Source organism: Cryomorpha ignava (assembly GCF_010686655.1).
GTDB classification, from domain to species: Bacteria; Bacteroidota; Bacteroidia; order Flavobacteriales_D; family Cryomorphaceae; genus Cryomorpha; species Cryomorpha ignava.
Genome location: NZ_JAAGVY010000009.1, coordinates 66,422 through 91,562, shown reverse-complemented (window position 1 = coordinate 91,562; position 25,141 = coordinate 66,422). Strand labels below are relative to the sequence as shown.

Here is a 25,141-nt window from a genome sequence, read left to right as displayed (position 1 = left end):
TTATCAAAACATGAAAAACCTTACCTTGCCCTTATTTAATTTAAACCTGCGCTATGAGGCTATTTCTATGTGTGTTCATTTTTATTTCGCTACCATTTCAATCAAAAGCTCAAGATGATTACAGCACAATTCATTTTGTGATGAAAGATGGTGTGTATGACACAGCCTATAAAATATACCTGAATAATCACTATATTTTTGCAATTCGGTATGGTGAGAATTATTCTTATAAAGTTTATTCAGAAGGAAGATTTGCTGTTGATATTGCTACACTCACATTAGGGATAGATATGAAAAATGGCTATGATTACTATATCCAAATAAGTGGTGGTTTTAGCGGAACCAAGGAGGTCACTACCGAAACAGGTATTAAAATATTCGAAAGAAACTCAAAAACCTACACCGGCGAAGAAGACATATACAACCCCATTGGCGACTTGCCCGAAACATCTTCCTTTGGCGGAGGCCAGGCAACTTGCTTTGCAGTTAATTCATCAGGATATTTAATAACAAACTATCACGTAGTAAAAGACCGCAAAAAAGTAGATATTATTCATGGTTCGGATACAACCGTAGCCGAAGTAATTGGCTTTGATGCTGATCTTGATTTGGCTCTGATAAAAGCCGATAGCGCATCGCTCGGCTTAGGAATTTTGCCTTACAGTATTTCTGCAAAAGCGGAGCGTCAGGGTGCACCGGCTTTTGTATTGGGATACCCAATGGTGAGCGCAATGGGCGAAGAAATAAAAGTAACTGATGGAATAATAGGTTCGCTTACAGGCTATAAAGGTTCCTATTCGCAATATCAATTTTCGGCACCGGTGCAGCCGGGCAATAGCGGCAGCCCGCTTTACAATGAGCGCGGACAAATAATCGGTGTGATAAACGCCAAGCTCAAAGGCGCAGAAGGAGCAGGGTACGCCATAAAATCGCAGTATTTAATTCCATTTCTTGAAATGCTGAATGTACCGCTGGGCCAGGAGCAAAGCACACCCGATCTCTCTCTTCCAGATAGGGTTGAAATACTAAAAGATTTTGTTTTTACGGTTCATGTTTCCAAATAGGCAATCGATTATAGGTTTATAAATAATATCAACTCAATGAGGTCGTAATAAGTTTACTGTGACTCGCACACGTGTAAAAACTAATAATTTTGCACGTTTGATAAGATTGTTGTACTTTCACACTGCAATAAGTCTAATGATTTAGATCACAAAGAGATGAGTACAAAACTAACACTGACCTTAGAGAAGTCTGTTATTGAAAAGGCAAAACGCTACGCTAAAAGCCAAGGTAGAAGCCTTTCAAGTTTAATAGAAAACTACCTGAAGACAATAACAATTGATGAGGTTCATGACGAAATTGAAATTACGCCCGTAGTTAAATCAATAAGTGGATCATTTAAACTTCCGGATAATTTCGATTATAAAGCGGCTTTAACCGAGGCGTTGACCGAGAAATATCTAAAAAATGGATAAAGTCCTAATTGATTCAGATGTTCTTTTGGATTCGTTTGCAGGAAGAGTCCCTTTCTCAGATTCTGCTGATAAAATTCTTTCTTTATGTAGTTCAGGTAAACTAAAGGGATTTGTATCCCCAGTAATTATTAGCAATGTTTACTATGTTTTGAGAAAGGTTGGAAGCCACAAAAAGGTAACTGATAAACTTCGAGAATTATTGACAATAGTCGATGTAATTGATATGAAAAAAGAATCGATTTTAACGGCTCTCAATTCTAAATTCAAGGACTTTGAAGATGCAATGCAGTATTACTCTGCTCTTGATTCCAGTGAAATTAGTATTATTTGCACTCGAAATATTAAGGATTATAAACTTAGTGACCTGCCGGTTCTTGCTCCGGGTGCATACATCAAATCTGTTTATTTGAGAAAGAATAATTGAGTTTTCTTCTGTGTAGTTTAATCAATTTCGAAGTAGGTTGTAAAAATCAAATGCCTCTCATAGGTACAGATTTCTGGAAAGATTAATAAAGAACTACCAGCGGACTGTTTTGTGTTAAAACCCTTCCATCTGTCATTGTAGCCTCAATCTTAAATTGGCGGGTCATCGTGCTGTCTGGAATAGCATTGAGTCTTATTGATAGAATATCTCTGTGGCCGAAATAGGTCATGCCATCATCATAATTATTTTGATACGCAACATATTCAGGAATAGATGTTTGATCCCAATAACTCATCCCTGCAATAAAGTATTTTGTAATATCTGATTCTGCCGGATGGATGGAATCGAATGGATGAACCGTAAAGATTTTTATCGATTGGAAACGGTCTAATGCCTTACCGTTTGTCTCATCACAGCTGCATGCCAGTGCAGTATTTACAAAGAGTCCCGATGATTTTACTTGGCAAGTATTTTCTTTTTGAGTGAACTGGAGTTGAATTCCATATTTCTCTGTTTCAATGCTATCTGTGATTAATTTATCGTACTCAGTATCGGTGTATTTCAAGTTGAAAACTTCGAGCTCACATCGCTTGTACTCAATTATTGGCGGACTATCACAACGGCAGCAGGCTATAAAAAAATCGGCAATAAAGAGCAAAAGGCCAATGAGTATAAGTCTTTTCAAAATCATAATTTCATCGTAGAATCAGCTGCTAAGCTAATTAATCGAAGGTCAGAATTCAGAAGATTCTTACCATTTGTTCGTCGAAAGTTTTGATGAAATTGAAATGTTACCAATCTATTCAATTACCATCCGCTTTACAAAACTCGACGTTGCAGTATTAAATCTAATCAAATAGACTCCTTTGCTTAGCGCAGAAACATCAATAGGCTTTTCAATTTCAGGTGCATTTAGAGATCGAATCTTTTCGCCTGTGATATTGAAGATGTCCACAGATTCTACACTAGCTTCTGTTTGAAGGTTTAGCACATCACTTGTGGGATTTGGATAGATTTTAAAAGAATTTAATTCGTTCTCCTTTACCAGTAGCGGTTCCCCAAATTCCATCGCATCGACAGATATCCACGCTGTACCACCTATCAAATCGGCAAATTCTGCGCTTACGCTGATGCGTGCATGAGTAACTATTCCTGGAGGGGGCAGCACCTGACTTAAAGGAACTGAAACAAGCGTATATTCTTCCATGTTCTCATTTCCGAACCAGTGTACGGTATAAACTTCAGTCTCGCCGTTTAGAAAGGTTACATTCACGGCAACACTGCCATTTTCAACTTCACTTTTAGCGTAAAAGTTTAAGGCTGTAGCAACTTCGGTGAGTGAGATAAGCGTATTTGCTTCGCCATAACTACCCAAACTCGTAGGCTGTGCCGTAACCCGCATGGCAATTTCACCTTCGTAAGAATCGAAATCCTTAGTTACTGTCGGCCCTAATTCCGTATTATCGGTTACCCAAAATTCGGGATTTTCAGACCATCCTACCCAAAACCAGCTTTCAAAGTTGCCATTTGGGACTGTTTGCGCTGTGGCGAATAATGGGAGAAATAGGAAGATTAGTGTAAATTTTTTCATGATGTTTTTCTTTAATTATATGATGGCGAAAGGGAAGAGGCGGTTGCTAATAATAGAAGTGATTCTTATTTTACCATAAACCTGGAAGCCTTCAGATTACCTTTATCACTGCTTATCATATAAACTCCGGCAGCCAGATTTTGAATACCAATTGTCGTTTGGTTTTCCTGAACCTGTTTCTCTATCACAATTTTACCCAGGGCGTCAGTAATTTTCAAATTTCCCAATGAACCACTTATAGATTGTATGGTGAGATTTTCGCTTACGGGGTTAGGGTAAATTCTAAATGTGTTCATTTCCGTTTTCTTTACACTTAGTGGCTCTCCAAACTCCATCGCATCTACAGATATCCAGGCTGTGCCGGCTACGAGGTCGCCCACCTCCGCTATTACTTTTATTTTGGCATGAGTTATTACAGGCTCTATTTGGACTAATGGAATGCTTACCAAGGTATATTCTTCCCAATTTTCAGTGCCAAACCATATTTCTGAATAGACTTCGACATCCAGATTCAGGAAAGTGATTTCAACTGACGTTCCGCCAAACGCTACTTCGGTTTTGGCATAGAAATTCAAAGCAGCCGGAATGGCGTCTATTTCAAACAGGTTGTATGCTTCTCCATAATCACCCAATCCGTTAGGTTGAGCTGTAACCCGCATGGCAGTTTCACCTTCGTAAGAGTCAAAGTCCACACTTACAATATTGTAGTCCTCAGTATTTTCTGAAGTCCAAGATTCAAAATGCTCAGTCCATCCCACCCAAATCCACGATTCAAAGTTACCATTTGGGATTGTTTGCGCTGAGGCGAATAAGGGTAGAAATAGGAAGAGTAGTGTAAATTTTTTCATGATGTTTTCTTTCCTAAATGATGATAGAAAGGAAGAAATGGTTGCATTGCCAATGTTGACTTATTCTAGCTGGGAAAAGAATAAAGCAAGTCAAGTAGAAATAATTTCGTTTCATTAATTAAGAATTATGAAAAAAATCCGAGAAAGGAGACATCAGTTAAAGATCCTAAACCAGAAATTCCGGCTGCCTTGCGAAATTAGCGCATATCAACATTCCAAAGATTTGAATATTCCTCAAACCCGCATATCCGAAATGATAAAGTGAAATAGAAGAATCACTACCGTAAAGGCTTTCGTTTGAGCAACTGTTTAGGAAGTTCTAATAATTTTTGATTAGGAATTAGAAATGATTATGACCTTCAAAAGAAACAAATATAGCATTGTATATAAATGATAAACCCGGACATTCCTGCCGGGTTTATGTAGTAAGTAAAACAATACTTTCACAAGAATTTATTCAGATCCCAAAAGAAATAGTAGCCCAAAATTCAAATTGTTAGTACCAAAGCCGATACTAAAACGATTGTCGGTATCATCCGAATCTTCATAAGAAGTTTGAGAATAACTAACTAAACCCAGAGAGGCAGTGAGAGCCAGTTTTCTGCTTAAATAAATATTGAATCCTCCACTCACTAAGCCTCCAAAAGCCGTGTAGCGTAAATCGCTTTCACCAGAATTATTGTTTCTTTCGCCAAAACTAATGGGTATTGCAAGTGTTGCAGTAGGCTGCAGCCAACCAAAATTCACATCTCCAAAAAGAGTAAAGGCCGGAGCAATTGTAAAGGCGTCCATCTCTGATTCGCCCTCACTAGGGGTATCTTTATTAAAAGTAAACTTACTTTTTTCGTACCCTACCCCCAAGCCTATAGCAAACCTTTTACTCAGTGCAAAGTCGGCGCCAAAGTTCAGGCTAAACTCGTTACTCTCACTGAAATCATTACTGGCGTTTGCAAAATTTACATCACCGGTTAACAAAACGGTTCCCTTTGTAATTCGATTGCCGTAATTAATTTTTTCTGAACCCTCTGTTTGAGCTGAAACTGTAACCGCCAACATGCAAGCGATTAGTAATGTAAAGATGTTTTTCATCGTTTTTAGTTTTCTTGTTTATGCGATCAAATGTAGAAATAAAAGTTTCATGTTGAATTTTTTGTATAATGAAATTTCTTCACCAAAGTTTGGAGGCAATCAGTGGTTATTAAAGAACTTTAAGTTTCACCATTGCGCATAGTTTTTAACTTTACGGCAAATATTGAAATTCAATTCATGAAATTACTTGAAGGAAAAATCGCAATCGTAACAGGTGCCTCCCGCGGAATAGGGAAGGCCATAGCTCAAATGTTTGTAGATCAGGGCGCCACAGTGTGCTTTACCTACATGAGTTCTGACGATAAAGCCAAAGCGCTCGAAAGCGAGCTTTCGGCAAAAGGCGGAACTGTAAAAGGATTTAAAAGCGACGCCGGCGATTTTAACGCCGCTCAAAAGCTGGCCGATGATGTAATTGCTGAATACGGTCGTATTGATATTTTGATAAACAACGCCGGCATAACCCGCGATAACCTGCTTATGCGCATGAGCGAAGAGCAGTGGGATGAAATAATGGCGGTAAACTTAAAATCTGTTTTCAACCTAACTAAAGCTGTGCTAAAACCTATGCTTAAAGCACGTGCCGGATCGATTATTAATATGAGTTCGGTAGTGGGAGTGAAGGGGAATGCAGGTCAGGCAAATTATGCTGCTGCAAAAGCGGGAGTACTCGGATTTACAAAGTCTATTGCTCTCGAACTCGGTTCCAGAAACATACGCTGCAACGCCATTGCCCCGGGTTTTATAGAAACCGAAATGACCGGAGCACTTGATGAAAAAACAGTGCAAGGATGGCGCGATGCCATTCCGCTAAAGCGTGGCGGCACACCCGAAGATGTAGCCAACCTTTGTGTATTCCTGGGTTCTGATATGAGCGCTTATATTACCGGCCAAACTATTAATGTAGATGGGGGAATGCTAACCTAGTGTCCGTCCATAATGCCCAATATCTTCGTTATGCTTGATTTGATAACAGTCATCCCGCCCCAGCGGGACTCCTTGATTACGCCCTGCGGTGGTGAGATCGCTGCGCTAAGTATTCAAATCTGTGCAAGCCACTTCGACAAGCTCAGCACGGCGCTTGATCTTGAACTTTTTGATCCAGACCTACAAATCCACAGACAGATACTAGCTAATTGAAGAATCTAATCACAGAATATCCTACCTGGGCCATTGCCCTTTGCCCATTACTAGGGCTTGGCTTTGCCTTACTGCTCTATTATAAAGATAAGCGGCTTCAAGATTTGTCTAAGGCAGTGCTGGTTTTCCTCGGCTTCCTGCGTTTTGCGCTCATTACTATTATTGCTTTCCTTTTGTTAGGGCCTTTGGTGCGCTATTTCCAGACTGATATTGAGCCGCCTTCGATAGTACTCGCACTCGATAATTCAGGTTCGATGGTTTTAAGCAAAGACTCTCTCGAAGTACGTGCTCAAATAGAGCAGCTTACCGCAAGTGTTCAGAATCAACTTGGTAACAATTATACGGTATCAATCTATACTTTTGGCCAGAAAGTTAATGAGGGTTTAGACACAAATTTCACCGATCCGGTTACAAATATCTCCGACCTTTTTGAATCTGTTAAGAGCCGCTTTGCCAATAGAAATCTTGGAGCGGTAATCGTTGCCACAGATGGGATTTATAACCGTGGGTCAAATCCTCGCTACTCCGTAACGGGAATTAATGCACCTGTTTATACCGTGGCCATGGGCGATACCATTCGCCGAAAAGATGCCCTTATTGCGGAAGTAGCCGCAAATAGAATTGCCTTTCTTGGAAATAAATTTCCCGTAGAGGCGCGCTTTAGAGCCGATAAGCTCGAAGGAGTAAAGATTGATTACGCACTTTTAAGAGGAAACGATGTAGTGGAATCTGGCTCTTTTACTCCCGAAAGTGAACAGGATGAAAAAATGGTTCGGTTCTTACTCAGTGCTGAGAAACCCGGGTTGCAGCGCTACACCATTCGAATAAATGCAGTGCCCGATGAGCTTACACTCGCTAATAATCAACGATCTGTATTTATTGATGTGATCGATGGCCGCGAGAAAGTTTTGATTTTGGGTAATGCTCCGCATCCCGATATTGCTGCCCTTAGAAATGCTATCTCTTCTAATGAAAATTATGAAGTAGAAGTGGCCTATATCACTGATTTTCAAAATAAACTACTCGATTATAACGTGCTTATTCTTCATGGTCTTCCTTCCGGTGATGGAAATGCAAACTTGCTTAATCAAATGCGCGATACCAAAATACCTGTTATGGTTGTGGTAAGCAGTCAGACAAATCTGGGTAATCTCACAGATTTCGGGGTTCGCATAGGGTCTTCAAAAAACACACTTAATGATGTAGGAGCTTCTGTAAATTCCGGTTTTGGACAATTTAGAATTAACGAGAATTTTAATTCCTTTCTTTCAGATGCACCTCCGCTGCGTATGCCTTTCGGCGAATGGAGAACCAGCAATGCTTCTGAAACAGTACTTTATCAGAAGATTGGGAATATTCCTACTAAAGATCCTTTGCTTTTGGTTACCAAAGTCGGCGATCAAAAGTCTGCCATGCTTCTCGGAGACGGAATATGGCGCTGGAGACTTTACAATTTCGCATTAAACGAAAACCATGAACTGTTTGATGGCTTTTTTGGAAGCATTGTACAATTTCTTTCGGTAAAAGATGACAAGCGCCTTTTTAGAGTACAATCTCCTGCCAATGTTATGGAAAATGAGTCGGTTGTCCTTACTGCCGAACTCTACAATGCAGCTTACGAACCTGTAAACGAACCTGAGGTAAACATCGTCTTTACCGACGAAACTGGAAAGAGTTATCCTTTTGTTTTTTCGCGTACTGATGTGAGTTACCGCCTTGATGCCGGCGTATTGCCTGTGGGCAATTACGCATTTACTGCCAGCGTTGATCAAAATGGAGAGCGGCTTACCGATAGCGGAAGCATAGTAATTCGTCCATTTGCACTCGAAGCTGCCGAGCTTACTGCAAATCACAATTTGTTGAATGCCATTTCGCAAGGTACCGGCGGGAAACTGTTTTATCCCAGTGAGGTAGACCAATTGGTAAAAGATATAAAAGCGGCAAAATCAATGCAGCCCGTAAGCTATACCACAGAAATATTGAGCTCATTTCTCAATTTTAAGTGGCCGTTTTTCCTTATCTTAATTCTCTTGAGTATTGAGTGGTTCATTCGAAAACGGTCGGGACATTACTGATGAGCTACAAGCCATAAGCTTTAAGCTTCAAGTTGATGTTGCCTAAATTACACTGACCAAATTATTTTACTTCTTGTCGCACAGTCGCCAAGCTTTTAGCTTGGGGACGTTTTTTCAGGCGTCCCGCCGGGTTTCAGAGTCTTATCGTTTGTTTTTATTTCAAACCAACACGACTTGATGACGTTAAGAGAATTTGCACAATAAAACCTGGCGGGACGCCAGAGGATTGAACCCTCGCTAGACGCGAGCGTTTGCGTGTGGAAGAAAGTGAGCACACATTTTTGATGCTTCCAATATCACTGACTATAACTCTCAACCTATAATTTGAGATAGAGGTTCAATAAACAAATTGGATCAAAACACGCAAAAAATTTTCGCTTGAAGCTTGCGGCTTATAGCTTAAAGCTATCTAATAACAACAATCCTCCGAGTAGCCGTCCCCATAGTGGTTTGAATAGTCACAAAGTAGATTCCCTCACCAAACCTGGCGGTTGCCATTGTCAAGGTTCGTGCATTGCTGCCAAAGTTTGTTTGTCTGATTACAACTTTACCAATAGCATCAGTAACCTGAATCGACAAAACGCTATTGGCTGTATCGCCGAGATAGATATGGCACAGATTATTGGTAGGATTAGGGTAAATGCTAATAAACTCTTGTGCAGCGTTTGGAATATCCACTACAGTAGAAATACAGAAATCTGTTGATTGCTGGGAGCCAAATTGACCTCCTGATGCTAAAACAGCTCCTTCCATATCTGTGAGTGTATATGAGCCTGTTCCGTAAGCACAGCAAATTCCATCATTTTCGCTATCTTCTATTATAAAAGTGTAGCAACCCAAACCGACACAGATATTTTCTTCAATCTGAGCCACTGCCGAATTACCGCTGCCTGAGGCGAGAACAAAACCACTTTCAGTTTCCAGTCTCCAGGTGGTCTCTAAAGGATAATTGTCAAAAATAATTCCGAGTGAAATAGTCTGACTCGACTCATTTCCATAATAATCCGTGGCTCGGTAATTTCCGGCTATTACAGCATCGGTCTCACCGTTTACATCTATTATTTCAACTTCTATATTATTGGCGCCCAAAACTGGATTTATCACACCAAGCGAAATATCAGTAAAAGAGAAAGGCTCGATGCTTCCGCTCCAGTTTATATTATTCTGACTCAATTCATTGATAGTCAGGCTTAAGGTGATTTCTGTAATCGTTTCGCTTCCGGTATTTAGCACGTTAATGGTTGGCTGTAGAGGTTCCAGACTACAGGTCGGCGTTTCAATTCCATTTATTTCTACCAGAGAGGCATCAATTGTGGGCTCACTTCCGGCGCAAGAATTTGGAACAATAAGCATCCCGGTATTTCCAGGGTCTAGCCAGTCTTTGAGGCGGGTAACGGGTGTATCCCCGAAATCCCACGAAACCCCAAATCGTCCGTAATAATCATATTGGCCATTGTTTACATTTCCTATACAATCTGCCTGTCCGCCGGCGAGCTGTCCAATAATTCGGCCTGACTGATTAAAAAGGGGAGACCCTGATGACCCACCCTGGGTAACACCAAGCTCCCAGTTGTTAACAAACCACACCTCGTGCACAAAACCGCCAAGCGCAGTTTGAGTAGGAACATCATTTTCAATACTAATTTTCTTAATATCGCCTGCCGGGTGGTGTATTCCATAAGCCGATGCCAACGTGTTCGGGTCATCCGTGGCGTCCCAACCCGAATAGCATACATTGTAAGAATCGGGAATGGGGTTATTAATTTCCAAAAGGGCAAAATCGCTTTCTGCGTTTTTTGCTTTAAGCGTAGCGCCGGAAACACTCTGGTTAATAGGTGCATCCCCATTTCCATCGCAGTCGGGCGTTTCGTAATTAAAGTATAGAATCCAATTACCTTGAGCTCCCAAACAATGATTGGCAGTAAGAAAATATTGTGTAAGATCTTGTGAAGTATTGTTGATCAAGGCGCCAGTGCAGTGACCGTTATTACCGACCACAATCAGAGCCACACTTCTTTTTTGAATCCCGTAAGGCAACCCTTCCGGGCAATTTACATTTACATTACACGCTTCGGAAGTTCCAAATGGCCCTTTAGCTTCTATTTCTTTTTCCAGAAGTACATTGCGATATCCGTGTGTTACATTATTGATGTGCAAATAGCCTTGTCCGGCCACCCCTGCAGGTTCGTAATAAGAAATAACGAGTTGATCTGAAAATATAAAACCAACACCGAGGGAACTCTCCGGACTGGCATTTTCACTGGTAAAACTGCCCAGGAGTTGTTTTTTATCAATATCGTAAACAAATACTTTTCCGCCTTCCGGCAAATGGTATTGGTCAAAAACAAAATTAATTGTCAAAGCACCTTTTGCTTTTATGGATAGTTTCCATATCCGGTCGCCATTTTGGAGAATAGTCCAGTTTCCACTATTGTTAATGTCCAGATCTACCGGAATATTGGCTCCAAACCGCCAGGGAATATCTTTTTGCTGGTCAAAAATCGCATCCTCGCGTTTTAGCGTTTCCAGGTCAATTGCCGGCATGGCCTCAAAATTGAGGTTAGCTGACCCTCTTTCATTCCAATCAAACGGCTCGCCTCCATGGCTTATTTGCGATTTGCCGGAAAGCGAGAAAAGCATAACGATTGCCAGAAGGTAGATTTTATTCATTTAATCAATAGTTGTATTCAAGGGTTTTATCAGTATTCTTAATGATTAGCAATACTCTTGCAGTGCCATCATATTTTAACTGGCTAATATTGAAATAGAGTTTTTGGTCAATAACACTTCTGCATCCGTCACCATTATTATTGTGCTTTAAACTTATTTCTACTTCGGGTGGATAAGTTGCCGAAAAGGCACCCATTGTCACTAAATCAAAAGTGTGCTCTGCGCAACCTCCTGAATAAGATACATCAAATACGATATAATCCCCACTTTGTTGGGCGAATTTTATATTTATCGGATCTGACTTTTGACTAAATTCTGCTCTATTTAAAATGCGTACATCTTTTGCGTCTTCAGGTATTCGCAAAGCCCCTGATTTATTTATGGCCGTGCAACTCAATATAAACAAACCAAAGATCAGGAATTTTGGAAAAATTTTCATTCGATGCTAAAGTTAAACAAGCTATTTGATAAAAGCACCAAAGATAATTCTGAACCGTGGATTCTCAAACTGTTCAATAAGGGTTAGCTAAGGGTTGCCTGTTAATAAAAAAAAAGTCCTGCTTTGGGCAGGACTTTTTTGGATTTCAAAAGGTTGGCAAATATTATTGTATGCTTAGTTTCTTCTCTAAATCGTCTAAATACTTTCTAAATTGCTTGTCAGTTTCCTGAAGGTTATTCACCGTTCGGCAGGCGTGAAGTACTGTTGCGTGGTCTTTTCCACCGCAGTGCATTCCAATGTTTGCCAAGCTACTTTTGGTCATTTTCTTCGCAAAGAACATAGCGATTTGTCTCGCCTGAACCACTTCGCGTTTACGCGTTTTAGATTTCAATAATTCAATAGGCAAATCAAAATAATCGCACACCACTTTTTGAATATAATCGATAGATACTTCACGCGCAGTGTTTTTCACAAATTTATCAATCATCTGCTTAGCGAGATCGAGGGTTACGGCCTTGCGATTAAGCGACGAGTGAGCGATAAGTGAAATCAACGCACCTTCAAGTTCACGAATATTGGTGGTAATGCTATAAGCGAGATATTCTACTACATCTTTAGGAAGTTCAATTCCATCGGCATACATTTTCTTCTCCAGAATGGCTATACGCGTTTCTAGACTCGGTGTTTGCAAATCGGCAGACAGGCCCCACTTAAATCGCGAAAGGAGACGTTGCTCCATGCCCAGCATTTCTACTGGTGCTTTATCGCTTGTAAGTACGATTTGTTTGCCGGTTTGGTGCAAATGATTGAAGATGTGGAAAAACATGTCTTGCGTTTTTTCTTTTCCTGCAAGAAATTGTACATCGTCAATAATCAGCACGTCAATCATTTGATAAAAATGACTAAAGTCGTTTACATTGTTGTTTTTAACGGCATCGATAAATTGATGAATAAACTTTTCTGACTCTACATAGAGTACCGTTTTATTCTCAAATCTGTTTTTAATTTCAATACCAATGGCTTGAGCCAGGTGGGTTTTACCCAAACCAACGCTACCATAAATCAATAAAGGGTTAAAAGCGGTTCCGCCGGGGTTTTTTGCAACAGCAAATCCCGCAGAGCGCGCCAGTCGGTTACAATCACCTTCCACTAAGTTTTCAAACGAGTAGTTTGGTTTTAAATTGGAATCTACATTGATTTTCTTCAATCCCGGAATAACAAACGGATTTTTGATCTGTTTGCTGCCGACATTAACAGGTACCTGAACGGCCGGATTCTTAATCGCACGACGGTTTGAGGTTGGAATCTTAACAGTGTAGGGACTCGAGTCGGAGTAGTTACCCTCCATTATAATGCTGTACTCAAGCCTGCCTTCATCGCCTAATTCTTTCCTGATAATTTTTTTAAGTAAATGTATGTAGTGTTCTTCCAACCACTCGTAAAAAAACTGAGAAGGTACTTGTATAGTCAACACATTGTTGTCAAGCTTCACCGGTTTGATCGGTTCAAACCAAGTTTTGAAGCCTTGCAGGGTTACATTGTCTTTAATTACTGAAAGACAATCGTCCCACACTTTCTCATGTTTATTACTCATTTCTTGATACGTGTAGTTAAAGTTAATAACCTGATTTCATTCAAAGGCTTAATGCCTTTTTAACATTGCCGAAACGCGAGGCAAATATTCGTAGAAAAAAGTTAAAAAAAAAGCCGTGACGCTATTGCAATAACTAAATGTTTTACAGGGGATGAAAATATTTGAAAAGCCTGTTATTCCTGACATTTGGCACGGTTTTATTTAAATAATTTCGTATAGAATACCACCAATTTGCAGTACTTGAATGATACCTAATTGGTTAGATGCTTTACGTTAAACCCATTCATGAAATAAAGCTCTTAGATGCTTCTTTTCACCGGATTGAACAGTTGATATTGGTTATTTAACTCGGTTAATACTTTAATGTTGTTTTAAAAAATCAAATAGTGATTTTTACGGCCGTAAGTTAGCCATTTTTTGACTCAATCAAAATCAGATTATAAGATTGATGTTAAAGATTCTTATTTATTTGCAACCATCCGCATTATATTTGCTCTATGGTAAAAAATAGAACAGAATTACGGGTGCGCTACGCTGAAACAGACCAAATGGGTTATGTTTATTACGGCAATTATGCTGCCTATTATGAGGTAGGAAGGGTTGAACTTATGCGCCAACTAGGTACCAGCTACCGCCAAATAGAAGAATCTGGGCTCATGCTTCCTGTACGCGATTTTTCAGTCCGCTATTTTAAACCGGCACTCTATGACGACTTAATTACGGTAGAAACCAGAATTGAAGAAATGCCGACAGCCCGAATAAAATTTAACTATGATATATTTAATGAAAATGCAGACTTATTAACAAGCGCTGAAACTACACTCGTGTTTGTAAGCAAAGAAACGAACCGGCCGGTGCCTGCACCAAAATCACTTTTGGATGCTCTAAATGGCTTTTTTGAATAAGGATTAAATTTATTGCCAAATCTAAAATCAGTGCGAAACTAAATATTGAAAAATAAATAGGCCATGCTATGGCAAAAAGGAGTAAAGCGAGATAGTTATGAAGCGAAAGCGTTGTTTCCATATAATTGAGCGCAATTTTTGAATTGTTTATTCTTTTGGTTTTAAAAACTCATCTGTAAAATGGGCTTTGTGTTTTTCCTGTTTAAATTTATCGGCATTAAAAGTAGTTGATTCGCCTTTTGGAATACTCAAACTTTTCCAGTCTTTTCCTTTTACCATTCTACCCACATACACTATTTGACCTACATGGTAGGCGTAATGTGCCAACTGCCTGTTTATAGCTTCTGTAATGGTATGTCCTTGGTTTCTAATGTAAATCGTGGCGTTGAAATTTTTGCTATTTATACTTTCCAGAGCTTCAAATAAGCACATCCATCCGGCTTCCCACTTTTCTTCAAGTTCTCTGCGGGTTTTAATGCTTTCTTCAAATTCTGCATCGCGCTTGCGCCAATTTTTCTCGCCATCTGTGGTTAAAAAGTCGGTCCATCGAGAAAGCATATTGCCCCATAAGTGATTAGCCATAATGGCAATAGAATTGCTATTAGCATTGTATTGTCAAAGTAAATCGTCATCACTGAGCTGATGAAAGGTGCGTTCGCCAAGGAGCTTGTAATATGCAAATTGCTTTTTTACACTTTCCAGATAATCATCTTGCATTTTCGGGAGGATTTGAATTGATAAATATCGAAATTTTAAGCGATTTATAATCCTTATGCCATTAGCAATTCATTCTGAACGAATCACTATTTTCTTTCTCATATCTTTGCGCACAGAAAGAGATTCTATGAGATTTCACACCAGAAAATGGGTTAAACCCGAAGATTTAAACCCGAATGGCACCTTGTTTGGCGGTCGCTTACTGCAATGGGTTGACGAAGAAGCGGCTTTGTACGCCATTGTGCAGCTCGAGAACAAAAAGGTTGTTACCAAGTATATTTCTGATATTAATTTTTCGGAAGCTTCGCATCAGGGCGATATTGTTGAGATTGGCATTGATGTAGTGAAATTTGGTCGTTCCTCTCTTGTGCTGCGCTGCGAAGTGCGGAATATGATGACCCGAAAAACCATCTTGACCATTGAAAATGTAACTATGGTTAACCTTGGTGATGACGGAAAACCGGCACCACACGGAAAAACCGAGAAAGAATACGTAAGAAACCGGCTTGCAAAAGATGCCTGATAGCTATCGGCTTTAAGCACTCAAAAACTATTGTGACCAACTCAAATAAAATCGAGCTATTTCACCTTTTCAATCGGGCTATTGAGATTGAAGAGCTTCCTGAAAAATTCACCTATCCATTTAGTTATAAGCCGCATCCGCTTTGTGTTGAAGCATCTGATTTATTAAAGAAACACCTTGAAACACAGGGTGAATGGGAGCATAATTTTGGATTGCAATCTGATAGCGAGAGCCATGGAATTGGCAAAATGTTCGGTGTATTGATTGTAAAAAACACTGATGGGCAAATTGGCTTCCTAGCTGCTTTTTCCGGTGGCCTGGCAGACGGAACAAATTATCCCGGCTTCGCACCACCAGTGTATAATAGCGAAGTTTACAATGCCTTTGTAGATGATGGTATGCGCGAGATTACGCTCATAAACAATGCTATTTTAGAAAAAGAAAATGCAGATTTGGCTGAAGAATTAGAGAAAATAAATCTTTTAAAGCACTTGCGAAAAACCCATTCAGTCTCACTTTTAAACAAAATTTTCGATCAGTATCATTTTTTAAATCAAGCCGGCGAATCAAAAACTTTGCGCGAGATTTTCCAACACCTGCTTCCCAAAAGTCCACCTGGTGGGGCAGGAGAGTGTGCAGCTCCAAAGCTGTTACAATATGCATTTACGCAAAATATGAAACCCATTGCCCTGGCCGAATTTTGGTGGGGTAAGAATCCCAAAAAAGTCAATGTGCAACACGGTAAATTTTATCCTTCCTGTATAGATAAGTGCAAGCCCATATTAAATCACATGCTAGAAGGTATTGAGTTGGATGAACCTTTAGTAGAGTTCTGATGGATTTTTGAAAAAGGATTATTCCGCCTTAAACGGCTGCAATAAATTTTCACTACCAGATGTATTGACCCTTATGCAATGATTATGTAAATTATTTTTCAGACTGAGTATTTATAAGCTTCAATGGCAATATTGAACTAAGCTAAATGGTGGCGGAGAAGAAGGACGATGTGGTTGGCTAAAAGATAAGTTCGGCTTATCGTGGCAGGTGGTGCCTGCTATTTTGAGTGAGCTTATGAGCGACCCTTCCAGATCGCGACGAGTAATGGCTGCATTTATGGAAATGAAGAAATTTGATATTGAAGCGCTGATTAACGCATAATTTCATTCAAGTTATTTGAGATAGAACTCGTGAAATATTGAAATAAAAAAGCCGCAAACATAACGCTTGCAGCTTTTCATATTGTGTAAGATGGTTCTTATTTACGCATATTATCGTCGCGCTTCATATCTTTATTCATCGGCGCTTGATCCATTTGGTTCGATTTCATATCCATCATATAATCATCCTTCATAGTAGAATAACGTTCGTACTGAGTGTCGTCAAATATATTTTGGAGATCACTATCATATTTATCCATTGATTTTGACATCATTGCATCTCTCTCCGCAACATCTTTTTTACTCATGTTCGCTACATCAGAATAATAAGTTGTGTTGCGTTCCATGAGCTGTTTGCTTTGCTCTGCTGTTAAATTTAGGTCACGTGTCATGCGATCTGTTTGAGCTTTCGCCTGATCTGCAGGAGTCTGCTGAGGCTGTTCCTGAACATTGTGAACGGCTTTTTTATTCGCTCTTTGAGTGTCTTGTGCTTGTGCCGAAAAAACTGTGGCTGCACTTAATGCAATAATAGTTACTAGGGTTTTCATAATATTTGTTTGTAGTGTTTTTCTTAAATAGTGTTTTTATTCAATGAAAATGGAGTTGTCGAAAATGGAGTTGTCCATTTCTTACCTATCATCAGGCAAATTAATCACCAAACCTGGCTGATAAAAATATGATCGAGATTTAATCGTGAATGATTGCCGATTAATTGTCAATCTTTAATTCTTGGCAATTGCTTGAATTACAGCTGCATATGTCGGTTTTCGCGCCCTCTATTTCTTCTGTAAACAGTTCTCTTTTTAAATTCATGTAGATGGGTTTTGAATATTTTGCCAAGTTGCTACTCATTGAATAGCGGGGTGCAACCTACCCATAATTATCATATTGTGATGTAGTTTTCGTCATAATGAGATCTTCCTAATTTGCGCAGCGGCGTACCGATTACTTTTAGGGCTCAAATTGATTTCAAATGCATTTTTTATGAAAATATTATGAGTGCCATCGATTCGCTATACCACAAACAAGGTATTTTGAGTCAAAAACTTTGCACAATCCTTTTTGGGTTGTATTATTGCACTTGTTTAGATTGGTTTTAAATAAGAAATAAGTTGGCTTCACTTACAGCAGATATTATTCAGATTAACGAGACCGTAGAAATATTGGATCTCGACACCAATGATCTTGGGCAAAGACTTGGCGAAATGGGTTTCTGGCCCGGCAAGTCCATTCAGTTACTTATTTCTGCACCTTTTGGAGATCCGCTCGCTTTTAAAGTTGATAATACCATTATTGCACTGCGCAAGGCAGAAGCGAAACTTATCCGCGTTAAGGTTGCAATTACGGCAGCCTGATAATGAGTAAAAATACTGATCATCAGCTTATTGCCCTTACGGGGGTTCCAAACGTTGGTAAAACTACCATTTTTAATAATCTTACAGGGCTCAATCAAAAGGTTGGCAATTATCCAGGCGTTACTGTCGATAAAAAGATCGGTAAACTCAAGGGAAAAGATCACTCTGTAAGAATTGTAGACCTTCCGGGCACTTACAACCTCTATCCGCGATCTGAAGATGAGCAGGTGGTTTTTCGCGTTTTATGCGGTTTGCAAAAAGGGCTCGATGTAGATGCAGTATTGGCTGTAGCTGATATGAGCAATCTGGAGCGCGGTTTGTTTTTGGTAACCCAGCTTATAGATTTGGGATACCCTGCGGCATTGATTCTCAATATGGAAGATCAGGCAGCCAAAGAAGGTACTACCATAAATCGCATTATGCTGGAGCGCTTGCTCGGCATTCCTGTTTTTTTCGCAACTGCCGATCGGGGTAGAGGGTTAGACACTATAAAACAATCTATTCTCGATAGCAATTTTAAGTCGGGCCGCAAACTTCTTACCGCTTCTGAATTGATTCCATCAGAAATGATTGATGAGATGATGGAAGCAACAGGTCAAAAGAATGACTATCGTGCACTTCAGGTTCTTAAATTTCGAAATGAGGAAAGTCAACTTTCAGCTGATGTAAAAATTGATCTAAATAGAATTGCCGATAAGTATTCCTTTAAGAGTGCAGAGACGCAGAGCAAAGAAACAGAATTACGCTACGACCGCATTCGCGACATTCTATCGAAATGCGTTAAAAAAGCAGAAAAGGAAAAGCTGAACTACACCCGTAAGCTCGATGCTGTTTTCCTGCACAAAAGTTGGGGCTTCCTCATTTTTCTCGCTATTCTTTTCCTTATTTTTCAAACGATTTTCAGCTGGGCCGAGGGGCCTATGGATTTGATTGATACCGCATTTGCCGAGTTGAGTCAATTTGTAAGTACCTCACTGCCAGCTGGAGCTTTAAACGATTTGATTAGTCAGGGAATCATTCCGGGACTGGGAGGAATCGTGATTTTCGTTCCCCAAATAGCCTTGCTTTTCGCTTTTTTGGCTGTTCTGGAAGGATCAGGCTATATGGCCAGGGCGGTTTTTATCACCGACAGGCTAATGCGTCCTTTTGGTCTGAACGGGCGGAGTGTGGTGCCGCTAATTTCGGGTTTTGCCTGCGCCATTCCGGCTATTATGGCCACGCGTACTATTTCCAATCGCAAAGACAGGCTAATTACCATTTTTGTTACCCCATTTATGAGCTGCTCTGCACGGCTTCCGGTGTATATCGTTTTGGTCGGTTTGCTTTTTCCGGAAGGCGATAATGGTTTTTTCAACTATAAAGGCGCTTCTCTTTTTCTACTCTACTTTCTAGGTATTTTTGCTGCCCTTATTTCCGCATGGGCTATGAAGCAGATTATGCGGAGCGAAAAAAGCGGAAATCTGGTTTTGGAGCTTCCACGATATCAATGGCCAAGCCTTAAAACGGTTGGGTTAACCATGTACGAAAAGTCTAAGACCTTTGTGGTTGAGGCAGGTAGAATAATTCTTGCCATATCTATCATTCTCTGGGTCATGGCCTCATACGGCCCTCCCGAAAAGATGGCAGCAGCCGAAGCTTCAGTGGTGTTGCCTGCAAATCCTACCGAAGCAGAACTTCAGCATTATCGTGGCGAATTGTCCAATAAAAAGCTTGAAGCATCCTATGCCGCTGTGGTGGGTCACTGGATAGAACCCGTAATAAGACCACTCGGCTACGACTGGAAAATAGGAATCGCCCTGGTGTGTAGTTTTGCCGCTCGCGAGGTGTTCGTCTCTACAGTCGCGACTCTTTACAGCATCGGAAACGATAGCGAAGATATTACAACGCTTAAACAGCTCATGGCAAATGAAAAAAATGACCAGGGAGAAAAAATGTTTACCCCTGCGGTGGTATGGTCGCTTTTAATTTTTTATGCTTTTGCAATGCAGTGTATGAGCACAATTGCCGTGGTGTATCGCGAAACGAAATCTATCAAATGGCCGCTATTGCAAACCGTTTATATGACCGTATTTGCATATCTATCGGCACTTTTAGTTTACCAAATTCTTTCGTAACTTTAAAGCTATGCAAGAAGTGATTGTTTTTATATTATTCTTTTCAATTATCGCTTATGCGGTTTATAAGTTTTTGCGTAAGCCTTCCGGCAATGGATGCTCTAAGTGTGAGTTTAATCATGAGAAAGAGTAGGGGACAAGCTTCGTTTTTTTCTTAAAAGCATCTTATAAAACCATTTCATCAAATCGCTGTTATTGGATTTGCGCAAATGCAAAATAATTTGATTAATAATAAATGAAGAAGCGGTATAAGATTATTATTGCCATTGTAGCACTCCTTGTGATTGTAAGAGTTGCGCTCCCATTCATAGTTGAAAAGTATTTAAATAACCTTCTTGAAAATCTTGAAGGTTACACCGGCCATGTAGAAGATGTTGATTTAGCACTTTACCGCGGCGCCTACCGAATTGACAGCCTTGCAATATACAGCACTACCCAGGATTTGGGAGGCCGTCCGTTTTTTGCCACCAATGCTATTGACCTCTCAATCAGCTGGCGCGATATATTTAAAGGAGCTATTGTGGGTGAAGTCATTCTTGAGCGACCCGAGCTGAATTTTGTGGCAGCCAAGAGCGAAACAGACTCTATGGAAACCGGCGAAACTGTAGATTGGACAAAGCAAATTAAAGCCCTGCTTCCTATTTCCATAAATTTATTCCAAATTAAAAATGGGCAAATAAATTATATCGATGATTTTAGCCAACCCAAGGTTGATGTGTATTTACGAAGTATGAATTTTAGGCTTGAAAATATGAGGAATACGGATGATGATTCCGATCCGCTTCCTTCTCCATACTCACTTACTGCCATAAGCTTGGGCGAAGGGAATATGAGTGCTACAGGGAAGGCAAATCTGCTGCGGGAGATTCCAAACTTTGACCTTGATTTTAAATTTGAAAAAGCCAATTTAACGGCATTTAATGATTTGTTTAAGGCTTACGCCTGGTTTGATTTTGAGCGCGGAGATTTTAATCTCTATTCTGAAATGGCTTTGGTTGACAGCAACCTTACCGGCTATTTTAAACCTTTGCTCAACGATGTAAAAGTACTCGACTGGAAAAACGAGGATGAAGGTTTTCTTAATAAAGTCTATCAAGGATTAGTTGGAGGAGCTACTGAATTGCTAGAAAATCAACGCGAAGATCAAACTGCCACCCGTGTGGAAATTTCAGGAACCATTTCAAACAATAGCATAAATGTTTTTCCCGCAATTATTGAGCTACTTAAAAATGCCTTTATCAAACCCTTGCAGAAAGATTTGGAAGGGAGAATTGTAGTGCGCGGTAAAAAAATTGTTGTTGATGACGGAGGTTCTAAGAAAGCGCCTAAGAAGAAAAAAAAGAAAGATAAAGATTGATAAAATTGAAGGTGCCTGGCATGGCAATGGCAGCGCGGACAATGCGTCGTGGAATTAAAAACCCGATCTTTGATCAAAAAAATTTAAAACCATGAACGAGAAACTCTTCAATCCTTGGCATGATGTAAGCCATGATTTTAACGGAACCGACATAACCGGAATTATTGAAATTCCAAAAGGTACCCGTGCGAAATATGAACTCGATAAAAGGTCGGGAATGCTGAAACTTGACCGGGTACTTTTTGCTTCGATGTACTATCCTGCAAATTATGGATTTATACCACGTACCTTTTGTGAAGACAATGACCCGCTAGATATTCTTATTCTTTCTCAGGTCGATGTGGTACCTCTTTGTTTGGTAAAGGCAAAGGTGATAGGCGTAATGCAGATGCTCGATCAGGGCGAGGCCGACGATAAGATAATTGCCGTTTCGGCGGGCGACCCAAGTGTGAATCATATCAATGATATTTCAGAATTGCCACCTCACTTTATTTCTGAATTAAGGGCATTTTTTGAAGATTACAAAAAGCTTGAAGATAAATCTGTTGTGGTAGAAGAGTTTGGCGGGAGAGAAGCTGCTGTGCGCATTATCGAAGAGAGTTTTGTGCTTTACGATGATACTTTTGTCGGAAATAAACGGTAAATTCTAAATACTTTTTTTTAGCAATTAGAAATTAAGAAAATGAAGGGGTCGTTCTTAAGGCTGTCGCTTAATTATTCTTGATGCCTTCATTGTTTCCTATCTATTCGATGAAAAGCTGATATCAAAAATTTGGGTTATCCATTTAGGTATCGGGAGACGATTTTACCTCAAAAGCACTCAACGCAGTCGCCTCACGCCTCGCGAGGGACGGTTTTGTATTTCAGAATGCTTTAATGAATCTGCAAAATTATCCTATTGTCTCTCAATGAGTTTGCGCATCTAATTTACATTTAAATCAGGGTCGCTCGCGAGATTCGGAGCGATGGCACCTTATATAATTAAAACAAATTTGAAAATTTCGCAACCTAAATGGATAACCCTATTATTTCAAGTAAAATATTAAGTAAACATTAATTTTTTTATATCTTTAATGTCCTAAATCGTGAGTAATTAAGTTTCTTTTATTATGACTTCAAAATTTTTTGCACACAAAATTATAAGCTTAACCACCGTATTCCTTCTCTTTTTTGGCCTGGTCGGTGCCCTGGCGCAAGCACCTTTTATCACGGTTTGGAAAACGGATAATACCTTAGACATAAATGGAAATCCCATTCCCAACGCCACCGAGGATAATCAAATTCAATTGGTGGCTTCAGGCGATTATAATTACACCTGGATTGAGCTCGACGAAGAGGGCGCTCCCACAAGCAACACCGATTCGGGAAATGCAAGTGGCACTTTGACCCTCACCTTTCCCTATACCGGCATCTACCGTTTGGAAGTAATGCCCTCTGAGCTTAACAATAATCCTTTTCACCAGATAAACTTTGAATATGATTACGGCGACAGCTACAAGCTGATCCGATTGGAACAATGGGGCGATGTGGAATGGAGTTCCATGAAAGAAGCCTTCTACTTTGCCTCAAATATGGAAATCACCGCTACCGACATACCTGACCTGAGTCAGGTGACCTCTATGCAAAACGCTTTTGCCGTTACTCATTTAAGTTACATCCCCAATATCAACAATTGGGATGTCAGTAATGTGACAGATATGTCCAGAATGTTTGAGGGTGCAATCAATTTCAATTCGCCGCTTGGAAATTGGGATGTAAGCAATGTAGAGGATATGACAAAAATGTTTTACGCCGCACAAAGCTTTAACCAACCCTTGGCGAATTGGAACACCAGTAATGTTACCGCCATGCAGTATATGTTTACCTATGCAACTGACTTTAATCAGGCCCTTGCCAATTGGGACGTCAGTAGCGTCACGAATATGCACAGCATGTTCACCGTAGCGATTTCTTTTAACCAGCCTCTCAATGATTGGGATGTCAGCAATGTAGAGAATATGTCACAAATGTTCGCTATGACCCATGATTTCAACCAGCCTCTCGGTGATTGGGATGTCAGTAATGTAGTGGATATGTCAGGAATGTTTGCCAACTCCCCTTATTTGCTTAACGCAGATGCGGTTTTTAACTATCCGATAGGAAACTGGGATGTCAGTAATGTAGAGGATATGTCAGGAATGTTCGCTTACAACCATATATTCAATCAGCCCTTGCAAAACTGGGATGTTCATAATGTAACAAACATGGGAGGAATGTTTAATAATGCTATTTCTTTTAATCAACCTCTTGAGAACTGGGATGTTCATAATGTGACGACCATGATAGGAATGTTCAATAATGCTACTTCTTTTAATCAACCTCTCGGGAACTGGGATGTCAGTAATGTAGAAGATATGTTCGAAATCTTCACCGAAGCCAGCAGCTTTAACCAATCCTTGGCAAACTGGAATCTCAGCAGCCTTCAACCCATCTATCACCAACCAGTCAACAACAATCATATTTCTTTGGCACACAGCGGCATAGATTGTGAAAATTATAGTCAGACCCTTTATGCCTGGAGCCAGAATCCCAATACGGCCTCCGATATTAAAATGTATGCCACCGGCTTGCACTACAGTATGGATGAAAGTATAGTCAGTGCCCATGATGACCTCCTTGAAATGGGCTGGAGTATTTATGGAGATTCTCAGGGAAATTGCGCTCTTTCCATAGAAGGAGTTGAAATTGATAAGATAAGTCTATATCCCAATCCCACAACAGGCACACTCTATATCTCCGGATTGCACGGGACTGAAAATCTCCAATTAGTTGATGTCAGTGGTCAATTGGTAAAAAACCTAACGGCTAATCCCGCCGCGCTTCCCTTAAAACTCCAAGGATTATCCAAGGGCCTCTATTTTCTGAAAATTAAGGTCAAAAACGGACAAGAAATAACAAAAAAGGTGATTAAAATATAGGACATTACATTCAAAATCCCACATTCCAGATAGTCCGCGAAATCTACGATAACCCAGGCTCCGCTGAGAATAATTCTAGAGGAAATAAGAACGAAAGAAGATAATAAGACCGATTAACGTGAATTTAAAATTAGGCAACTGAGAATGAGCAATTTTAAGAAACAGGATTATCCATTTAAGTCGTGACAATTTTTAACTGGCTGTATGTTATTGGTCTTTGGTGTGTCATTCTTTCAATAAGCTTAGAAAGTGTGGATTTTCGGTGATTTCTGCGATTAAACGAAAGAAATACTCATTAATGTAATCTGTTATATTTTTGGAGTTGTAGTATGAATGCGTTCCGCGTAGCCAGTTTTTGAAGTTTCTTATTTAGAAATGGGAGCGTAACCGCATCTACATTTATCACCTCTGCTCTCTAAAGAGATCACAATACGAATTTTTTGGTTCCGACTTGCTTCGCCCTTGTTCCCCTTTTTTCGGAGTGTCAATTTCAAACTCATCTACGTGCACATCACCATCTAAAGGGTTTTGACCACTACTGACCATGGCTGTTCGAACTTTGCGACGAATAAACCAAGCTGTAGTTTGCTTGACTTCAAAACGTTCGCCGAGCCAAATACTATTCGCTCCTTTAGTGCTGGTTGCTATGTTATACAACATTTCAAAGGCATTTTCGATTCCGAACTTCACTTTGTGAAATAGCGTGTGTGC

General features: G+C 40.0%; 23 protein-coding genes and 2 pseudogenes. 15 read left to right on the top strand and 10 right to left on the bottom strand.

Going from position 1 to position 25,141, the window contains the following annotated elements; all coding sequences use genetic code 11:
- Positions 1 to 53 precede the first annotated feature (53 nt).
- The 3 genes from G3O08_RS07080 (at position 54) to G3O08_RS07070 (ending at position 1,902) form a co-directional block, all read left to right on the top strand.
- Positions 54 to 1,064 carry a S1 family peptidase gene (locus G3O08_RS07080; protein ID WP_163284309.1) on the top strand — a complete coding sequence of 337 codons (1,011 nt, stop codon included), beginning with the start codon at positions 54 to 56 and terminating at the stop codon, positions 1,062 to 1,064.
- A 156-nt stretch (positions 1,065 to 1,220) separates the two neighbouring features.
- Entirely contained in the window at positions 1,221 to 1,478 is a 258-nt protein-coding gene (locus G3O08_RS07075) for a DUF6364 family protein (protein ID WP_163284307.1), read from the top strand.
- Entirely contained in the window at positions 1,471 to 1,902 is a 432-nt protein-coding gene (locus tag G3O08_RS07070; RefSeq protein WP_163284305.1) for a type II toxin-antitoxin system VapC family toxin, read from the top strand. The genes G3O08_RS07075 and G3O08_RS07070 overlap by 8 nt, the downstream gene beginning before the upstream one ends.
- Before the next feature lie 82 nt (positions 1,903 to 1,984).
- Here G3O08_RS07070 and G3O08_RS07065 read toward each other — a convergent pair whose 3' ends face one another.
- The 4 genes from G3O08_RS07065 to G3O08_RS07050 form a co-directional block, all read right to left on the bottom strand.
- Positions 1,985 to 2,587, bottom strand: a complete 603-nt coding sequence (locus tag G3O08_RS07065; RefSeq protein WP_163284303.1) for a DUF5034 domain-containing protein — start codon at positions 2,585 to 2,587, stop codon at positions 1,985 to 1,987.
- A 114-nt stretch (positions 2,588 to 2,701) separates the two neighbouring features.
- Positions 2,702 to 3,493, bottom strand: coding sequence for a T9SS type A sorting domain-containing protein (locus G3O08_RS07060; protein WP_163284301.1), 792 nt, complete (start codon positions 3,491 to 3,493; stop codon positions 2,702 to 2,704).
- A gap of 65 nt (positions 3,494 to 3,558) precedes the next feature.
- The gene (locus G3O08_RS07055) at positions 3,559 to 4,341 is read right to left on the bottom strand and encodes a T9SS type A sorting domain-containing protein (RefSeq protein ID WP_163284299.1); all 783 of its coding nucleotides are present in this window, start codon (positions 4,339 to 4,341) and stop codon (positions 3,559 to 3,561) included.
- A 453-nt stretch (positions 4,342 to 4,794) separates the two neighbouring features.
- Positions 4,795 to 5,430, bottom strand: a complete 636-nt coding sequence (locus tag G3O08_RS07050; RefSeq protein WP_163284298.1) for an outer membrane beta-barrel protein — start codon at positions 5,428 to 5,430, stop codon at positions 4,795 to 4,797.
- Between the two features lie 177 nt (positions 5,431 to 5,607).
- Here G3O08_RS07050 and fabG point away from each other — a divergent pair, with 177 nt between their 5' ends.
- Positions 5,608 to 6,354 carry a 3-oxoacyl-[acyl-carrier-protein] reductase gene (fabG, locus tag G3O08_RS07045; protein WP_163284296.1) on the top strand — a complete coding sequence of 249 codons (747 nt, stop codon included), beginning with the start codon at positions 5,608 to 5,610 and terminating at the stop codon, positions 6,352 to 6,354.
- A gap of 209 nt (positions 6,355 to 6,563) precedes the next feature.
- On the top strand, positions 6,564 to 8,642 hold the full coding sequence (locus tag G3O08_RS07040) for a hypothetical protein (protein WP_163284293.1): 2,079 nt from the start codon (positions 6,564 to 6,566) through the stop codon (positions 8,640 to 8,642).
- Between the two features lie 405 nt (positions 8,643 to 9,047).
- Here G3O08_RS07040 and G3O08_RS07035 read toward each other — a convergent pair whose 3' ends face one another.
- The 3 genes from G3O08_RS07035 to dnaA form a co-directional block, all read right to left on the bottom strand.
- Positions 9,048 to 11,312 carry a T9SS type A sorting domain-containing protein gene (locus tag G3O08_RS07035; RefSeq protein ID WP_163284290.1) on the bottom strand — a complete coding sequence of 755 codons (2,265 nt, stop codon included), beginning with the start codon at positions 11,310 to 11,312 and terminating at the stop codon, positions 9,048 to 9,050.
- 4 nt (positions 11,313 to 11,316) lie between these two features.
- Positions 11,317 to 11,751 carry a hypothetical protein gene (locus G3O08_RS07030; RefSeq protein ID WP_163284287.1) on the bottom strand — a complete coding sequence of 145 codons (435 nt, stop codon included), beginning with the start codon at positions 11,749 to 11,751 and terminating at the stop codon, positions 11,317 to 11,319.
- A 163-nt stretch (positions 11,752 to 11,914) separates the two neighbouring features.
- Positions 11,915 to 13,345, bottom strand: a complete 1,431-nt coding sequence (gene dnaA / locus G3O08_RS07025) for a chromosomal replication initiator protein DnaA (protein WP_163284285.1) — start codon at positions 13,343 to 13,345, stop codon at positions 11,915 to 11,917.
- Between the two features lie 497 nt (positions 13,346 to 13,842).
- On the opposite strand from dnaA, the gene G3O08_RS07020 reads away from it, so the two are divergent.
- Positions 13,843 to 14,250 (top strand): acyl-CoA thioesterase, encoded by a 408-nt coding sequence (locus G3O08_RS07020; protein ID WP_163284282.1) that lies wholly within the window; start codon positions 13,843 to 13,845, stop codon positions 14,248 to 14,250.
- A 147-nt stretch (positions 14,251 to 14,397) separates the two neighbouring features.
- Here the strand turns inward: G3O08_RS07020 and G3O08_RS07015 are convergent.
- Positions 14,398 to 14,850, bottom strand: a pseudogene (locus tag G3O08_RS07015) (DUF1572 family protein); the annotation flags it as partial.
- Positions 14,851 to 15,094: 244 nt separating this feature from the next.
- Here G3O08_RS07015 and G3O08_RS07010 point away from each other — a divergent pair.
- The 3 genes and pseudogenes from G3O08_RS07010 to G3O08_RS21835 form a co-directional block, all read left to right on the top strand.
- Positions 15,095 to 15,490, top strand: a complete 396-nt coding sequence (locus tag G3O08_RS07010) for an acyl-CoA thioesterase (protein WP_163284279.1) — start codon at positions 15,095 to 15,097, stop codon at positions 15,488 to 15,490.
- Between the two features lie 32 nt (positions 15,491 to 15,522).
- Complete coding sequence (locus tag G3O08_RS07005) at positions 15,523 to 16,326, top strand: pseudouridylate synthase (RefSeq protein ID WP_204336805.1); 804 nt, start codon at positions 15,523 to 15,525, stop codon at positions 16,324 to 16,326.
- A 151-nt stretch (positions 16,327 to 16,477) separates the two neighbouring features.
- A pseudogene (locus G3O08_RS21835) lies at positions 16,478 to 16,648 on the top strand (VOC family protein); the annotation flags it as partial.
- A 97-nt stretch (positions 16,649 to 16,745) separates the two neighbouring features.
- Here G3O08_RS21835 and G3O08_RS06995 read toward each other — a convergent pair.
- Positions 16,746 to 17,195 (bottom strand): hypothetical protein, encoded by a 450-nt coding sequence (locus G3O08_RS06995; protein WP_163284277.1) that lies wholly within the window; start codon positions 17,193 to 17,195, stop codon positions 16,746 to 16,748.
- Positions 17,196 to 17,759: 564 nt separating this feature from the next.
- Here G3O08_RS06995 and G3O08_RS06990 point away from each other — a divergent pair.
- The 6 genes from G3O08_RS06990 (at position 17,760) to G3O08_RS06965 (ending at position 24,430) form a co-directional block, all read left to right on the top strand.
- Entirely contained in the window at positions 17,760 to 18,002 is a 243-nt protein-coding gene (locus G3O08_RS06990; protein ID WP_204336804.1) for a FeoA family protein, read from the top strand.
- 2 nt (positions 18,003 to 18,004) lie between these two features.
- Entirely contained in the window at positions 18,005 to 20,116 is a 2,112-nt protein-coding gene (feoB, locus tag G3O08_RS06985) for a ferrous iron transport protein B (RefSeq protein ID WP_163284274.1), read from the top strand.
- Positions 20,117 to 20,126: 10 nt separating this feature from the next.
- On the top strand, positions 20,127 to 20,249 hold the full coding sequence (locus tag G3O08_RS21830) for a FeoB-associated Cys-rich membrane protein (protein WP_163284272.1): 123 nt from the start codon (positions 20,127 to 20,129) through the stop codon (positions 20,247 to 20,249).
- Positions 20,250 to 20,351: 102 nt separating this feature from the next.
- Positions 20,352 to 21,473 (top strand): DUF748 domain-containing protein, encoded by a 1,122-nt coding sequence (locus tag G3O08_RS06975; RefSeq protein WP_163284269.1) that lies wholly within the window; start codon positions 20,352 to 20,354, stop codon positions 21,471 to 21,473.
- Between the two features lie 91 nt (positions 21,474 to 21,564).
- Complete coding sequence (locus tag G3O08_RS06970) at positions 21,565 to 22,116, top strand: inorganic diphosphatase (RefSeq protein WP_163284266.1); 552 nt, start codon at positions 21,565 to 21,567, stop codon at positions 22,114 to 22,116.
- Positions 22,117 to 22,582: 466 nt separating this feature from the next.
- On the top strand, positions 22,583 to 24,430 hold the full coding sequence (locus G3O08_RS06965; protein WP_163284264.1) for a BspA family leucine-rich repeat surface protein: 1,848 nt from the start codon (positions 22,583 to 22,585) through the stop codon (positions 24,428 to 24,430).
- A gap of 402 nt (positions 24,431 to 24,832) precedes the next feature.
- Here G3O08_RS06965 and G3O08_RS06960 read toward each other — a convergent pair whose 3' ends face one another.
- Positions 24,833 to 25,120: a hypothetical protein gene (locus G3O08_RS06960; protein WP_163284262.1), complete on the bottom strand. Its 288-nt coding sequence runs from the start codon at positions 25,118 to 25,120 to the stop codon at positions 24,833 to 24,835.
- Positions 25,121 to 25,141 lie beyond the last annotated feature (21 nt).